The sequence below is a fragment of the Leptotrichia sp. oral taxon 417 genome (genome assembly GCF_013394865.1).
GTDB classification, from domain to species: domain Bacteria; phylum Fusobacteriota; class Fusobacteriia; order Fusobacteriales; family Leptotrichiaceae; genus Leptotrichia; species Leptotrichia wadei_A.
In genome coordinates this window covers 1,419,977-1,436,355 of sequence record NZ_JABXYV010000001.1, presented here as the reverse complement: position 1 = coordinate 1,436,355, position 16,379 = coordinate 1,419,977, and the positions used below count along the sequence as shown (strand labels likewise).

The following is a 16,379-nucleotide window of genomic DNA, read 5'->3' as shown; positions in this document are numbered from 1 at the left end:
AGAACAGTAAAATAATAAAAAATGGAGAACAAAATGGGAAATATTGCCGATGAATTGGTAAAAATTCATAATGAAAACTTTAAAAATAAAGTTGGAGATAAATATTTTTCTGAAATGATGTTGGGTGAGCAGTATGAAATATACTGCTTATTTAATTTTGGAGAGGAAAATATTTTTGTGAAAAAATTAGAAAATAAGAGCGGAAAAGAAAATAAAAATTTGGGAGAAAATCAAAAAGAGGAAATAAATTTTGATAAAAATAGGGAAAATGAAAAAAATGTGTTGGGATATATTGTATTTTATGGTACAATAGAGAGCACGGATATTTTTGAGATAGCAATAAAAAAAGAATATCAAGGGCGAGGTTTTGGTGAAAGGCTGATGACTGAAAGCATGGAAAAATTGTTAGAAGATAGGAAAAATTTGGAAGGAAATAATATTTTGGAAAATGAGGGAACAGATTTTTCTGAAAATAAATTTTTGCTGGAGGTTAATGAAAAAAATGCAAGGGCACTGAAACTTTATAAAAAAATTGGATTTGAGAAAATTTCCATAAGGAAAAATTACTATGGGAAAGATGAGAATGCAGTAATAATGGTAAAATGTTATTAAGTTTGAGTATATAAATAAAAGCAAGGGAGAAAAATGGGACAAAAGAGTATTTCGTTAGAATTAAAAAAACAAATTACACCGAGTATTTTTGTAATTGGGCAGGAATATTACAATGAAAGTCTGGGAAATATAACTGCACTTTTTGCTGACGGGAATTTTATGACAGTGGAAGGAGAATATAAGGAAAATAGTTTGTGCAAGACTTCTATTACAGTTGAACAGAAAAAAGGTGAATTTATAGAGGCAAACTGCGACTGTATGTTTTTTAAAAACAATAAAAAGAATTGCTGTAAACATGTTGTGACACTTGGGATGATGGCAGATCATTCAGAAAAGATTTCAAAGGTTATTGGGACTGATGAGATTGAAATGATGTTTGAGGATGATTTTGAAGAGGATAATAAAAAACTGGCTCAAATCAAGGAAGAACGGAAAAAAGAAAAGGAAAAGGCTGCAAAGAGTGTTAAAAGGAAGGAAACTGAAGATGATGGAAAAAATAAATCACGTCAGAGAGTTAAACTTCGTGAAGAAAAACTTAATGCGGTAAGTTTTGCTAAATCAGAAGGAACTTCTGTGGAGGCGGATAATCTTGTTAATAATGAAAATTTGGAAAATATTGATTTAAAAAATAAAAATGAGAAAGTTAGATTTGAAGTTTTTGGAGAAGGTGGAGAAAAGGCTGGGAATGTTGAGTTTTTAGAGAAAAATGGAACGGCTGATCTTCAAGAGATGGAAAATAATGAGGAAATATTGGAAAATGTGGAAAATATTTCTGAAAAGATTAACGAAATTTATAATCTTCATCTGGAAAGTGAAAATATAGATGATGAGGAAAAGCAGGAAATGCGGCTTGAAGTGGAAATTGATGAAGGAAGTTACAGCGACTATAAATACGGGTATGACTATAATCAGGAAAATAATGTGCCAGATTATATTTTGCGGATAAAGGCAGGATTTAAGAAAATATATTATGTGAAGGATATTTTGAAATTTATTGAGGCCATTGTGAAGGAAAAAGAGTATGAAGTTACTTCTAAAATTACATATAGTCCGAAAAACTGCTTTTTCAATGAAACTAATCAGAAAATAATCAATGCGATTTATGAATACAGCAAAGAGATTCAAAGTGTAATAAACAGCGGAATTAAAGATAAAAAAGGCTTAAAAGTCTATGAAATGCTTTTAAATAAACTGCTTACAGCTATGGAAAAAGGGAAAAATCTGGTTTTACTGGGAGAAACTAAACAGATAATGAATAGTTACGAGCCTTTGTTTGTTGTGGAAAATGACAGAATTGCAATGAGAAATATTGAAAAAATTTCTGAGAACAGTCCGTTTTATACATTTGCAAATGATACGACAAAAGTTTTTAAAATGGATGAAAATGAAGAAAGATTTTTTGGGAAATTTGATTTTCTGGATACAGAGCTGTTTAATCAGCTTTCAGATGAGGATAATAGAAAATTATGTGCAGTTTTAGGATATGAGAATGTTAATATTGCAGAATATGTTGAAGAGGACGGGTGTATTGATATATTTGTATCGGAAACTGATGAGAAGGAAGTTGTAAAGGTAAATTTATCAAATACTGTTTGTGCAATAGAGAAAAATGGGAAGTATTTTATTCCTAGAAAAAATGCAAAAATATTTGAAGAGTTGAAAAAACTTGTGGAAGGTTATTCGATTACAAATGTGGAAATGATTGAAGGAACTTATAATGTAAATTATGAAGGGCTGGGGAAAATTTCAGAGTATATTGATAAAAAATATGCAGATAGAGTGAAAATTCATTTGGAAAATAAAATAAAAAATGCACGAAATATTGATGTTCATATTGGAATAAAAAAAGTTGAAAATAACTTCTTGAATGTCAGTTTTGATATTGAAGGAATAAAGACTGAAGATGTGGAAATTGTGATGGAAGCTATAAAAAATGAACAAAAGTACATAACTCTTTCAAGCGGGGAACTGGTAAAAATTGCCAATAAAAGTATTGAGGAATTAGTTGGAATTGTGGATTCTATTTCTAATTTGAAGGTTGGAGAAAATAAGATTTCCAAAATAAAGGCTCTTCAGCTTGCTCAAATTTCTAAAAATATTCAGGAAGACCTTGTAAAAATAGATGAATTTAAGGATTTGTTTCATAAAATAAAAAATCGTGAAGAAATTGAGCCAAATAATATAAAGGTAAATTTATTTCCTTATCAAAAATTAGGATTTAACTGGCTGAAGAATATGTATGACATTGGATTTGGAGGGGTTCTTGCTGATGACATGGGGCTTGGTAAGACTTTGCAGACAATTTCGTTATTAAATGAAATCTATCAGGAAAACCGAAATTTCACTGCATTAATTATTGTGCCAAGTTCACTGCTTTATAACTGGAAGGAAGAAATTATTAAGTTTACTGGAATAACTCCAACTTTAGTTGAGGGAACAGCGAGTCAAAGAAGAGAAATTATTTCAAGAGGATCGAAGGGATTCCTTATAACAACGTACCAGGCTTTGAGAAATGATATTGAAGAATATAAAAATAGGGAATTTGATGTGGTAGTGCTGGATGAGGCTCAAAACATAAAAACAACAACTTCTCAAATAAAGAAGGCTGTTATGAAAATTAACAGCAAGGTAAATTTTGCATTGACAGGAACACCAGTTGAAAACAATATTTTGGAATTATGGTCAATTTTTGACTTCGTAATACCTGGCTATCTTGATAACTTGACAAAATTTAAGAAAACTTATAAAGAAGCCATCGTAAATCCAAATTCTTCTAAAATAAACAATTTGCGTGAAATTATTGCTCCATTTCTGTTAAGAAGAACAAAGAAGGAAGTGCTGACTGAATTGCCTGATAAAATTGAATCGAATATGGTTGTAACGCTAAGTACAGAGCAGAAACAATTGTATATGTCTTATATTAAGCAGGCTAAGAGTGAAATGAAGAAATTTAACGAAAATGATAATAATCGAATGAAAATACTTGCAATTTTGACAAAACTGCGTCAAATTTGTAATTCTCCAACTTTATTTAAGGAAGATTATAAGGGGGAAGTTGCAAAACTGGAAGTGTTACGTGATATTTTGCCGGATATAACCGAAAATGGGCATAGATTATTGATATTTTCACAGTTTGTCGGTACTTTGAAGGAAATTGAGAAGGAACTTGCAGATATGGGAATTGAGTATTTTTATATTGATGGAAATGTGAAGTCTAAAGAAAGAGTTGATATTTGTAATAAATTTAATGCTGGAGAGCGGCAAGTGGTGCTAATTTCGTTAAAAGCAGGTGGAACTGGACTAAATCTTGTCGGGGCAGATGTTGTAATTCATTATGATCCTTGGTGGAATATCGCTGTGGAAAATCAGGCGAGCGACAGGGCGTATAGAATTGGACAGAAAAAAAGTGTGCAGGTTATAAAACTTGTGACAGAAGGTACGATTGAAGAAAAAATTATAAAAATTCAGGAAAGCAAACGTCAATTGAGTGAAAATCTGCTGGAAAGCAAAGATGGAGAAAAGATTCTGTTTGAAATGAGTGACAAGGAATTGATGGAACTTCTAAGTTAAATTTGTATCTAAAAATTTATATTTGTAAAATTTTTGAAATAGGAGTATAATGTATATGTGAAAAAAATCTTCTTATAATGAAAGGATGGAATTTTATGAAAAACGAAAGATATGAATTGAACAAAAATCTGGCACAAATGTTAAAAGGTGGAGTTATAATGGATGTTTCCACTCCTGAACAGGCAAAAATAGCTGAAGCGGCTGGAGCGGCGGCGGTTATGGCACTTGAAAGAATTCCAGCTGATATCAGAGCTGTGGGTGGAGTTTCAAGAATGAGTGACCCTAAAATGATTAAAGGTATTCAGGAAGTCGTTTCAATTCCAGTAATGGCAAAAGTTAGAATTGGACATTTTGTGGAAGCACAAATTTTAGAAGCGATAGAAATTGACTACATAGATGAAAGTGAAGTATTGTCACCTGCCGATGATAAATTTCATGTAGATAAGAAAAAATTTAAAGTTCCTTTTGTATGTGGAGCAAAAGATTTGGGAGAAGCTCTTAGAAGAATAGCTGAAGGAGCTTCAATGATAAGAACTAAAGGTGAGCCAGGAACTGGGGATGTTGTACAGGCAGTAAGACATATGAGAATGATGAATCAGGAAATAAGAAGAATACAAAATATGAGAGAAGATGAACTTTATTTTACAGCTAAAGAATTGCAAGTTCCTTTTGATTTAGTAAAATATGTTCACGAAAATGGTAAATTGCCAGTGGTAAATTTTGCAGCAGGTGGTGTTGCGACTCCTGCAGATGCCGCACTAATGATGCAGCTTGGAGCTGAAGGAGTATTTGTCGGATCAGGAATATTCAAATCAGGGGATCCTGTAAAAAGAGCACAGGCAATAGTTAAGGCTGTCACTAACTACAACGATCCAAAAGTGTTAGCTGAAATTTCTGAAGATTTGGGAGAAGCTATGGTTGGAATCAATGAAAATGAAATTAAGTTACTTATGGCTGAAAGAGGTAAATAATGAAAATCGGTGTATTGGCTTTACAGGGAGCTTTTGCAGAACATAGAAAAATGCTGGAGAAACTTGGGATTGAATCATTTGAAATAAGAAAAAAATCTGATTTAAGTGCTGCTGTTAATAATAATGATATTGACGGGTTAATTATTCCAGGTGGAGAAAGTACAGTTATTGGAAAGCTGCTTTATGACCTTGATTTATTTGATGACATAAAAAAACTTATTTTGGAAGGATTACCTGTATTTGGTACTTGCGCAGGATTAATTCTTTTGGCAAAGGAAATTGAAAATGACAGTCGGACTTATTTGGGAGCAATGGATATAAAAGTTAGAAGAAATGCTTATGGAAGACAGCTTGGAAGTTTTTTTACCGAAAGTGAGTTTAAAGGAGTTGGAGTTATTCCAATGACATTTATTCGAGCGCCATATATTTCAAGTGTGGGAAAAAATGTGGAAATTCTTTCAGAAGTCGACGGAAATGTTGTCGCAGCTAAGGAAAATAACATTCTTGTAACTTCGTATCATCCTGAGTTAAATGATAATCTTAAAGTACATGAGTTTTTTGTTGAGATGTGCAAAAGGGCTAATAAATAAAAAAATAATATAATAATGTATATACAAATAAAAAAAGTTAAAATAATACTTAAATATTAGTGAATTTTTGTTGCATTTTTTAAATTCATTTGGTATAATAATTTTAGAAAATAAATATGGAGGTGGCATTATAATGCTAGATAAAATTAAATCAATAGTTGTAGATCAATTAGGTGTAGATGAAGATCAAGTAACTGAAGATGCATCTTTTGTTGATGATTTAGGAGCTGATTCATTGGATACAGTTGAATTAATCATGGCTTTTGAAGAAGAATTCGATATTGAAATTCCTGATGAAGATGCACAAAAAATTAAAACTGTTAAAGATGTAATGGAATACATCGAAGCTAAACAATAAGACATAAAACTTTTTGGGGGATCTTCCCCCTTTTTTATTGAAAAAAAAATGAAAAAATGTTAAAATAAATTTATTGTTACAAAATTGAATTGATTAAAAATAAATTTAGTATTAGGAATTAATACTAAACTCCATTTAAAATGCAGAAATCATAATTTAAATGGGAGAAATATAAATTTAAATTATAAAAAAATAAAGATGAGAGGTGTATTAATGAGAAGAGTAGTTATTACAGGAATAGGATTAGTAACTCCATTGGGAACTGGAAAAGATAAGGCTTGGAAAAATTTATTGGCAGGGGAATGTGGAATTGATAAAATTACTCAATTTGACAGTTCAGAGCATCCAGTGCATATTGCAGCAGAAGTAAAGGATTTTGTGCCTGAAAATTATATTGAAAAGAAAGAATTGAAGAAAATAGCAAGATTTTCACAATTTGCAATTGCGGCATCAAAAGAGGCTTTGGAAGATGCTAAATTAGAGATTACTGATGAAAATGCAGATAGAATCGGAGTAATTATCGGTTCTGGAATTGGCGGGCTGGATGTAATTGAGCAGGAAGTGGAAAAACTTGTTACAAGAGGGCCAAGAAGAGTGTCGCCATTTTATATTCCAGCGGCAATCTTAAATATGGCTTCTGGAAATACTTCAATTTATACTGGAGCAAAAGGGCCTAATAAAACAGTTGTTACAGCCTGCGCTTCAGGGACAAATTCAATTGGAGATGCTTTTCAGGCGATTTTATTAGGAAAAGCTGATGCGATGATTGCTGGAGGAACAGAAGCTACAGTAACTCCATCTGGAATAGCAGGATTTGCAAATTTAAAGGCATTGTCAACTAATCCTGATCCTAAGAAGGCATCACGTCCATTTACAGCTGACAGGGATGGATTTGTTCTTGGAGAAGGTGCTGGGGTATTAATACTTGAAGAATTGGAACATGCTAAAAAACGTGGAGCGAAAATTTATGCGGAAGTTGTAGGATATGGAGAAACTGGAGATGCTTATCACATGACAGCTCCAGCTGATGGTGGAGAAGGTGCTGCAAGAGCATTCAGAATGGCTTTGGAACAAGGAAATATCAAACCTGAAGAAGTTGGATATATAAATGCGCACGGAACTTCTACGCCTGCAAATGATAAAAATGAAACTCAGGCAATAAAATCAGCATTTGGAGAACACGCCTATAAATTGGCTGTAAGTTCTACAAAAGGTGCAACTGGGCATTTATTAGGTGGAGCTGGAGGAATTGAAGCTGGATTTTTAGCACTTGCAATTTCAGAAGGAATTATGCCGCCAACTATAAATTATGAAAATCCTGATCCGTTATGTGATTTGGACTATGTGCCAAATAAACCTGTAAAAAGAGATATTGAAGTAGGAATGTCAAGTTCTCTTGGATTTGGTGGGCATAATGCTGTGCTGGCGTTTAGAAAATATAAGTAATAAATTTATAAAAAAACTTGATATGTATAACTGTAATAAAGTAAATGTTATGAGGCAAGGGGTTTTTAACCCCTTGTAATAATAAAAAATAGATTATTGTTAAATTATAATTTATTATGCATAAATTTTTTATTTCTTTGTAAAAAAAATTATAGTTAAAGGAATAACAAAAAATAAATTAGGTGGAATTATAAGAATAAAATATTAAAATAAATAACTGTAAAAATTATAATAATTTATTTGTTGCTGGAAAATAATAAAAATATGGAGGTGAAATGAATGGAAAATAATGGAAATAGAGATGTAAGTGAATTAATAAAAAAAATAGGGTATGAGTTTAAAAATGAAGAATATTTGCATGAAGCATTAACACATAGGTCGTATGCCAATGAAATTGAAAAGGGCAGAAGGTTTAACAATGAGAAGCTTGAATTTTTGGGAGATGCAATTTTGAATCTTATAACGACTGAGTATATTTATGATCTTTATGAAAAGAAGACGGAAGGGGAACTTGCAAAACTAAAAAGTCAAATTATAAGTGAGCCTGTATTTTCAACTATTGCGAGCGAGCTTGAACTGGGAGAGTATCTGTACTTGAGCAACGGGGAAGTTATGTCTGGAGGAAGACATAGAAGATCTATTTTAGGAGATGCTTTTGAGGCATTGATTGGTGCGATTTTTAAAGATTCAGATTATTATACTGCAAAAAATATTGCATTGAAATTTTTACTTGGAAAAATAAATAAATTGGAAGAAATAGAAGGAACAGGGGATTATAAGACAGTTCTGCAGGAATTTGTACAAGGAAAATATAGAAAGATGCCTGAATATAATTTAATTAAAACTAGCGGTCCTGACCACGATAAAGTTTTTGAAATGTCTGTAAGCTGGAATAATGAGATTCACGGAATAGGAATTGGAAAAAGTAAAAAAGAAGCTGAAAAGCATGCGGCAAAGGAAGCTCTTTCAAAATTAAAAAAATAGAAAAGTAAAAATAAAATGCGATGGTAAAATAAAAAAATAAAAACAGGAGAACAATATGGGGAAAATAGCATTGTATCCAGGGAGTTTTGATCCAATAACAAGAGGTCATATTGATATTATAAAGCGTTCTTCAAACTTATTTGACAAATTAATAATAGGTATTTTTAAAAATTCTACGAAATCAAAAGCCTGGTTTTCTGATGAGGAAAAAGTTGAAATGATACAGGAAATATTAAAAAAAGAAGGTATAGAAGCTGAAATAAAGATTTTTAATGGATTACTGGTTGACTTTATGTATAAGGAAAATGTGAATATTTTGATAAGAGGATTACGTGCATTGTCAGATTATGAATATGAGCTGCAGTTTACACTTACAAATAAGACGCTTGCTAAAAGTGAATTTGAGACAGTATTTTTGACTGCTTCAAGGGAATATTTGTATTTAAGTTCCAGCCTTGTAAAGGAAGTTGCCTTAAATAAAGGGGATCTGAGTTTTTTTGTAACAGAAAATGTAGAACGTAGATTAATTGACAAAGTTAAAAAATAAGAGGGGAATCTAAAAATGGCTGCAAAAAAGGGAAAATCTAAATATATATGTTCAGAATGTGGTTACAGTTCGTTGAAATGGCTTGGGAAATGTCCTAATTGCGATTCCTGGGGAACATTTGAAGAGGAAATTGATATAAAAAGAACCTTTAAGGATGTGGAGTCACAGGATGTTTCCATTAGCAAGATAACAGAAATTGAAATTGAAAAGGAATTTCGGATGGTAACGCCTTTTGAGGAGTTTGACAGAGTACTGGGTGGCGGGCTGATAAAGGGGGAAGTTGTGCTAATTACAGGAAGTCCTGGGATTGGAAAATCGACTTTTCTGCTTCAGTTGTCGCAGGAGTATGCAAAGATTGGAAATGTATTCTATGTTTCAGGGGAAGAGTCGCCACGGCAAATAAAACAGCGTGCAGAACGTGTTAATGTAAAAAGTGAAAATTTGTATATTTTAAATGATACAAATATTGAAAAAATTGAAAGTGTAATTTTGAGAGATAAGCCAAAAGTTGTTGTAGTTGATTCAATTCAGACGCTTTATTCTGAAAATGTAAATTCTATTCCTGGGAGTGTGACGCAAATTCGGGAAACAACTTTAAAAATCATTGAAATTGCTAAAAAAAATGAAATTGCATTTTATATTGTAGGGCACGTTACGAAGGATGGGAAACTGGCGGGTCCGAAATTGCTGGAGCATATGGTTGATGCAGTTTTGCAGATTGAAGGCGAGGAAAATAATTATTATAGAATCATCCGTTCAATAAAGAACCGTTATGGCTCTACAAATGAAATTTCAATTTTTGATATGAAGGAAAATGGAATTAGCGAAGTGAAGAATCCATCTGAATTTTTCATAAGCGACAGAGATGAAAAAAATATTGGAAGCATTATTGTGCCAATTTTTGAAGGAAGCCGTGTATTTTTATTTGAAGTGCAGTCGTTATTGGGGACACCGAATTTTGGAATGCCAAGAAGAACAGTGGAAGGATATGATAAAAATCGGGTGGAAATATTAAGTGCAGTTTTATCACGTTCTTTAAAAGTAGATGTAAATTCAAAGGACATTTATATAAATATTCCAGGAGGAATTGATTTAAATGACAGGAGTTCTGACTTGGCAGTAATTTTTTCACTTCTATCTTCGGTAAAAGGCGTGCCGATAAGTCAGAAAATAGCGGCTATTGGCGAGCTGGGATTACGTGGGGAAGTGAGAAAAGTTTCATTTATCAAAAATAGGGTAAATGAGCTGGAAAAAATGGGATTTGCAGGGGTGTACCTGCCAAAAAGCCATCAGGCTGATTTTAAAAAGGAAAAAACAAAAATAAAATTGAATTATATAAGTAACATAAGTGAACTTGTCGAGAGGATAAAGTAAGCCAGCAGAGAAAAAAGGGCGAAAGGATGAAATATGGGAAAAAAGGCAGTTAATAAGAAGAAAATATTGGAGCATATATTTGACAGGGTAGCACCTGGAACAGCATTGAGAGAAGCAATAGATAAAATTCAGGAGGCAAAACTGGGAGCATTGATTGTACTGGGAAATCCTAATGATTTAAAAGATGTGATGGGAGGCGGATTTGAATTAAATACGGTATATTCGCCACAAAAAGTTTATGAGCTGTCTAAAATGGATGGCGGAATTATTTTGTCGGAGGATATAAAGACAATTTATGGGGCAAATATTCAGCTGCAGCCTAATTATTCGATAGAAACAGATGAGAGCGGGACAAGACATCAGGCAGCACATAGAATTGCACAGCAAAAGGGGAATTTGGTTGTGGCGGTTTCTGAAAGAAGAAATAAAATAACGGTATATTATGGGAAATTTAGATATTTGCTGAACGAAATTGGGGATTTATTGACTAAATCTTCGCAGGCGATAACTGCTCTTGAGAAATATTCCCTTGCGATTGAGAAAAATCATGTAAATTTGTCTATTTTAGAATTTGACAATATGGTAACGCTTTATGATATTGTGGAATGTGTGAGAATGTACGGACTTCTTTTCAGAATGTCAGAGGAATTAATCGAGTATATGGCAGAACTTGGAAGCGAAGGACGGCTTATAAAGATCCAGTATGAAGAAATAATGCTGAATAAAAATGAGAGTTTTGACGCTCTCATAAAGGATTATAAGATAAGCAATGAAACGGCTGAAAAAATTGGATTAAGAGTAAAATCTTTGACAAAAGAGGAATTGCTGGATGATGAAAAAATTGTTTGTCTGCTTGGATTTGATACAAATATCATAAATCTGGATGAAAAGATAGAGCCACGTGGATATGGACTTTTGAGCAACATAACAAAAATAAGTAAAAAAGATAGGGAAATTCTTGTAAGGGAATTTTCAAATGTTCAGTCAATTTTGATGTCGACTGCTTCGGATATTGCAAAAATAAAGGGAGTTAGTAAATATAAGGCTGAGCATATTAATAAATCATTAAAAAGAATAAAAAATAGAGCAGTAATTGATAGAGAATAAATTAAAAATAAATTTTATTGATAGATTTATATGTTAAAATTTTTAGAAAATTGATAAATTGGGAATTTCAAACAAGTTTAACATAATGAATTAGAAAATATGAAGAAAGCAGGTAAAAATGAGAGATAAAAAAGTAACTGTTGGAGGACAGGCTGTTGTGGAAGGGGTTATGATGAGAGGGCCTAAAGCAATTGCAACAGCGGTTCGTAAGCAGGATGGAAGTATTGTTTATAAAAAGATAGCGTTAACTGAAAAAAGTAACAGATGGCTGAAGGTACCTTTCGTAAGGGGGGTTATAGCGCTTTATGATGCGATGGTTGTTGGGACAAAGGAGCTTATTTTTGCTTCAAATCAGGCTGGGCATGAGGAGGAAAAATTGACAGACAAGCAGGTTGGATTTACTGTTATGACTTCGGTTTTATTGGGAATTGCTGTGTTTATGTGGCTGCCATCGGCTATTGGAGGATTTTTCTTTAAAGATAGCGTTTTAAAGGCTAATATTGTAGAAGCAATTATAAAATTGGTACTTTTCTTGGGATATATTTATGGAATTTCGTTTTTAAAGGATATTCAGAGAGTTTTTGAGTATCATGGGGCAGAGCATAAAAGTATTATGAATTATGAAATGGAAAAGGAACTGTCACCTAAAAATGCAAAAGTATGTACAAGATTTCACCCAAGATGTGGTACAAGTTTTCTTCTGCTTGTAATGTTTATAAGTATTCTAGTGTTTTCAACAGTAGATTTATTTTTTAAAGTTCCAACTGGACATTTTTCAATGATAATTTACAAGTTAGTAACAAGAGTTCTATTTGTTCCCTTCGTTGCTGGACTTTCTTATGAAATACAACGTTGGACAAGTTACCATTTGGATAATGTCTTTGCTAAAATGATTGCAGTTCCAGGAATGTGGCTGCAAAAGATTACTACAAGAGAACCTGATGAAAGCCAGCTGGAAGTAGCAATAGTGGCTTTAAATGTGGCTTTAGGAAATGAAGTTCCGAATGCTACAGAAGTTTTTGAATAAGATTTATATGAAATTGTAAAAATAAAAGCGATAAAGATTGAATAACATCAGTATTTATAAAAAAATTTCTTGTCATCAAATAAATAGAATACGATATTTAAAAAGCACTCTTTGGAGTGTTTTTTATTTTATCCATTAAGTGAGAAATGCAGATAATTTATAGTAAAACTTTTTTAAAACTGAACTCAAAAACTATAACTATTTTACTCGACTTTTAAATTCATATAATTTTTAGTAGTTTAAAACCCCATTTGAATTGTAAATCTTTTTAGCAGATTAAACCTGATATTTATTTTCAAATAATTAAAATAAATATTCGCTTTTTAAACGGGGAATAGTATTAGTCTGAGTATACATAAAATTTTTTCAAAATAAATTATCGGACATATTTGTTTTTTTTCAATAATACAATAATATAATGTAAAACTGAACTTAAAAGTTATGACTGTTTTACTTGTATATAAATAAAATATAATTTCTATTTTTTAAATATGATTTAGAAATAGATTATTTAGAATGGCAAATTATTTGATTTATTGGAGGAAATAGGGTAAAATATAGCATAATGTGTAAAATGCATTGATGACAAATAAATTTAATTAGGGGGAATGGAAATGAAAGAAAGTAAAAATAAAAATGTGGCGGCATTTTTTGATATTGATGGGACGATTTATCGGGATTCGCTGTTAATTGAGCATTTTAAGATGCTTGTGCAGTATGAGTATATTGATATGATGACTTGGGAAGGGAAAGTTAAGGAGAAGTTTTCCAAGTGGGAAAATAGGACTGGGGATTATGATGATTATTTGGATGAGCTTGTGCAGACTTATATGGAGGCATTGAAAAATTTTAGCAAGGAGGATATGGATTTTATTGCTAAAAGAGTGATGAAGTTAAAAGGGGACAAAGTTTACCGGTATACACGGGAAAGGCTGAAATACCATAAGGAGAAGAAGCATAAGGTTATAATTATTTCAGGAAGTCCAGATTTTCTTGTAAGCAAGATGGCAGAAAGATATGGTGTTGAAGATTACAGGGCTTCTATTTATGAAGTTGATGAGAATGGGATTTTTACAGGGAATGTCATTCCAATGTGGGATGCTAAAAGTAAGCAGAAGGCAATAACGGATTTTTGTAAAAAGTATGACATTGATTTGAAAAAATCGTATGCCTATGGGGATACAACAGGAGATCTTACGATGTTTAAGAATGTAGGCAATGCTATTGCTATAAATCCAGCAAAAAAATTATTGCAAAAAATAAAGAGGGATAAGGAATTGAAGGAAAAAGTTATGATTGTTGTGGAAAGAAAGGATGTTATTTATAAATTGAAGGCAGATGTCAGCATTATATAGTATATTTGTTTTAATAAAAAATTAAAAAGAGAGATGATATTTATGGAAAAAAATTTAAAAATAGTGTATTTGGATAGGGTTACGGCTGGACCGATTGATTTAAGGGAAAAGTTTGATAAATATGGTGAATATATTGAATATGAAGATACTGAAGTTGGAGAAATTGATGAAAGAATAGAAGATGTGGATGTTGTAATAACGACTAGGATAAGACTTGGGAAAAAGCAGTTTGAGAAGGCTAAAAAACTTAAACTGATACTTATCACAGCGACTGGATTTAATCATATTGATGTAAAAAGTGCGAATGAATTTGGAATAAAGGTGGCAAATGTTTCAGGCTATTCGACTAACTCTGTTGCACAGCTGGCAATTACTTTTCTTTTAAATGAATTAACGCCTGTTAATAAATATTTTGAGGAAGTAAAAAATGGTAAATGGATTGATATTGATGTTCCTGATTATCAGAAATATCCGATTGATGATGTGGAAGGGAAAATTTTAGGAATTGTAGGATTTGGAAATATTGGGAAAAAAGTTGCTCAGATGGCAGAAGCATTGGGAATGGAAGTGATGGTTGCTAAAAGTGCTGGGAAAAATTATAAAAAAGTTGAAGAGGATGAAATTTTACGGCATGACTTGGATGAGGTGCTTGAAAAATGTGATGTTCTGACGCTTCATGTTCCATTGACTGATTCAACGAGAAATCTTATAGATCTTGAAAAAATGAAAAAAATGAAAAGAAGTGCCAGAATTTTAAATTTAGCACGAGGACCGGTTATAAATCAGGATGATTTGTATTTTGCATTAAAAAATAAAATAATAAAATCAGCGGCTGTTGATGTAACGAGTGTTGAGCCGATTGAAAAAAATTCTAAATTATTTGAATTGGATAATATTGTGATTACTCCACATATTGCATGGAAATCTGAAAAAAGTATGGTAACACTTATGAATGATGTTGAAAAAAATTTGAAATTATTTATTGAAGGAAAGTTGGAAGGACTGAAATAAGGAATAAGAAGGTACAATAAAAGAGGTGAAAGAAATGCTGGTAAGTAATTTTAATGGGATAAAACTTGAATTTGATGGGCTTTATTATGGGGGAAATTATGAAATTGAGGTTTTTGGGGATGGGAGATTTTATTATTCGTATATTGAGAATACATCGGTTGAGCTGAAAAAGGGATCATTTCAGATTAACCAGAAGGAAATTATGATTTTTGAAGAAATGATGGAATATTTTGAACTTTTGAAAAATCAGAGAAATTATATGATAAACGAGTTTAATTTTGGAAATGGAGTGCTTGTTATTCAAAAGGATAATGGAAGGGAAGAAAAGATTAAGCTGGGGAAGGAAATGATGTTTGAATATGCAAAGACATTAATTGACAAATATACAAAGAAGTCGAGAAGACTGTTTTTGCTGGATACTTATTTAGAAGGAGTTAAATATATTAGAAATTTTGCGATTAAGATTAAAGATGAAGTTCAGCTGGATTTATTTCGTGAATTTAATGGTATTTCCTTGAATGCAGTCGCTGTCTATAATTCTAGGAAGGAAAAAGTTGGATATTTGCCAAAAAGTCAGAGTGAAATTATTGCCAGAATGATTGATGCAGGGAAAAAATTTGTCGCTGTGCCGATTCCGTTTGATGAAGAAATTGCCCTTAAAGTTTATCTTGTAGATTAATTAATAAAAAATTAAAAATAAGGTTGACAAATGACTATTTTTGTTGTAAAATAATAACAGATAATTAAAATTAAATTAATTTAAAAAATAGCGCTATTATTTAATTGTCAAAAATAAAATGGGGGGAATAATTTATGGGATTCAGATTGAGCGTTAAAGGACAGGAAAATGAAATTTTGCTAGACAAGGAAAGTATCCTGGATGTAAAATATATTTCTGAAACGCCTGATGATTCAAATGCGAGAGCAACAGATCTAGGAGTAATTTTGGAAATCAGGGGGAAAATACTGGCTGCAGCAAGCGGAGATACAGAAGATGACACAAGAAAAGTTGCACAATGGTCATTAGTTCCATCAGAAGCAAGCGACGCCTACAGACAAGCAAGCCTTGAAATCATTTCAGCAGGGCAGATGGTAAGAAAAATCGACATGACAAACGTATTTGTAGTTGATTATATTGAAGAATACGGAAATCAGGCTGGAACAGGGACTTTTTCATTAAAAATTAAGCAGAAGAAGGAAAAAGTGAAGGAAGTTGCAATCGAAGGCGGATATGCGGCACAGGAAGCATAAACTGGTTAATTTTATGGAATTAAAATCTGAAATACTTAAATTTACAATTAAAAAAAGAAATAATGATAAATTATTTTTGAACTTTGGGAAATTTTTTAAATAAATTAAAAAATAATCTCTATTCTAGGCCAATATCTTAGAAAGAGATTATTTTTTTTTGAGATATTGATTTTTTT

Annotated in this window: 15 protein-coding genes; all 15 read left to right on the top strand. The window is 31.9% G+C overall.

The window, feature by feature from the left end; all coding sequences use genetic code 11:
- The first annotated feature begins 21 nt into the window (after positions 1-21).
- The 15 genes from HW276_RS06635 (at position 22) to HW276_RS06565 (ending at position 16,203) form a co-directional block, all read left to right on the top strand.
- Complete coding sequence (locus tag HW276_RS06635; protein WP_255460383.1) at positions 22-612, top strand: GNAT family N-acetyltransferase; 591 nt, start codon at positions 22-24, stop codon at positions 610-612.
- Between the two features lie 33 nt (positions 613-645).
- On the top strand, positions 646-4,182 hold the full coding sequence (locus tag HW276_RS06630) for a DEAD/DEAH box helicase (RefSeq protein WP_178937882.1): 3,537 nt from the start codon (positions 646-648) through the stop codon (positions 4,180-4,182).
- A 95-nt stretch (positions 4,183-4,277) separates the two neighbouring features.
- Positions 4,278-5,153, top strand: coding sequence for a pyridoxal 5'-phosphate synthase lyase subunit PdxS (gene pdxS, locus HW276_RS06625; protein WP_094079532.1), 876 nt, complete (start codon positions 4,278-4,280; stop codon positions 5,151-5,153).
- A complete protein-coding gene (gene pdxT / locus HW276_RS06620; RefSeq protein ID WP_178937881.1) occupies positions 5,153-5,743 on the top strand; it encodes a pyridoxal 5'-phosphate synthase glutaminase subunit PdxT in 591 nt (196 codons plus the stop codon). Before pdxS ends, pdxT begins: the two co-directional genes overlap by 1 nt.
- A 133-nt stretch (positions 5,744-5,876) precedes the next feature.
- Positions 5,877-6,101, top strand: a complete 225-nt coding sequence (locus tag HW276_RS06615; protein ID WP_018450158.1) for an acyl carrier protein — start codon at positions 5,877-5,879, stop codon at positions 6,099-6,101.
- A 213-nt stretch (positions 6,102-6,314) separates the two neighbouring features.
- Positions 6,315-7,547, top strand: coding sequence for a beta-ketoacyl-ACP synthase II (gene fabF, locus HW276_RS06610; protein ID WP_147003715.1), 1,233 nt, complete (start codon positions 6,315-6,317; stop codon positions 7,545-7,547).
- Between the two features lie 279 nt (positions 7,548-7,826).
- Positions 7,827-8,531, top strand: coding sequence for a ribonuclease III (rnc, locus tag HW276_RS06605; protein ID WP_147003714.1), 705 nt, complete (start codon positions 7,827-7,829; stop codon positions 8,529-8,531).
- Between the two features lie 55 nt (positions 8,532-8,586).
- A complete protein-coding gene (gene coaD, locus HW276_RS06600) occupies positions 8,587-9,078 on the top strand; it encodes a pantetheine-phosphate adenylyltransferase (RefSeq protein ID WP_018450154.1) in 492 nt (163 codons plus the stop codon).
- A 15-nt stretch (positions 9,079-9,093) separates the two neighbouring features.
- The gene (gene radA / locus HW276_RS06595; RefSeq protein ID WP_178937880.1) at positions 9,094-10,452 is read left to right on the top strand and encodes a DNA repair protein RadA; all 1,359 of its coding nucleotides are present in this window, start codon (positions 9,094-9,096) and stop codon (positions 10,450-10,452) included.
- Between the two features lie 33 nt (positions 10,453-10,485).
- Positions 10,486-11,559: a DNA integrity scanning diadenylate cyclase DisA gene (gene disA / locus HW276_RS06590; RefSeq protein ID WP_178937879.1), complete on the top strand. Its 1,074-nt coding sequence runs from the start codon at positions 10,486-10,488 to the stop codon at positions 11,557-11,559.
- Positions 11,560-11,677: 118 nt separating this feature from the next.
- A complete protein-coding gene (locus HW276_RS06585; RefSeq protein WP_178937878.1) occupies positions 11,678-12,586 on the top strand; it encodes a DUF1385 domain-containing protein in 909 nt (302 codons plus the stop codon).
- 614 nt (positions 12,587-13,200) lie between these two features.
- Positions 13,201-13,941 carry an HAD family phosphatase gene (locus HW276_RS06580; RefSeq protein ID WP_178937877.1) on the top strand — a complete coding sequence of 247 codons (741 nt, stop codon included), beginning with the start codon at positions 13,201-13,203 and terminating at the stop codon, positions 13,939-13,941.
- Between the two features lie 42 nt (positions 13,942-13,983).
- The gene (locus HW276_RS06575; protein ID WP_178937876.1) at positions 13,984-14,952 is read left to right on the top strand and encodes an NAD(P)-dependent oxidoreductase; all 969 of its coding nucleotides are present in this window, start codon (positions 13,984-13,986) and stop codon (positions 14,950-14,952) included.
- 34 nt (positions 14,953-14,986) lie between these two features.
- Positions 14,987-15,631 (top strand): HIRAN domain-containing protein, encoded by a 645-nt coding sequence (locus HW276_RS06570; protein ID WP_147003707.1) that lies wholly within the window; start codon positions 14,987-14,989, stop codon positions 15,629-15,631.
- A 134-nt stretch (positions 15,632-15,765) separates the two neighbouring features.
- Positions 15,766-16,203 (top strand): hypothetical protein, encoded by a 438-nt coding sequence (locus HW276_RS06565; RefSeq protein WP_018449917.1) that lies wholly within the window; start codon positions 15,766-15,768, stop codon positions 16,201-16,203.
- Positions 16,204-16,379 lie beyond the last annotated feature (176 nt).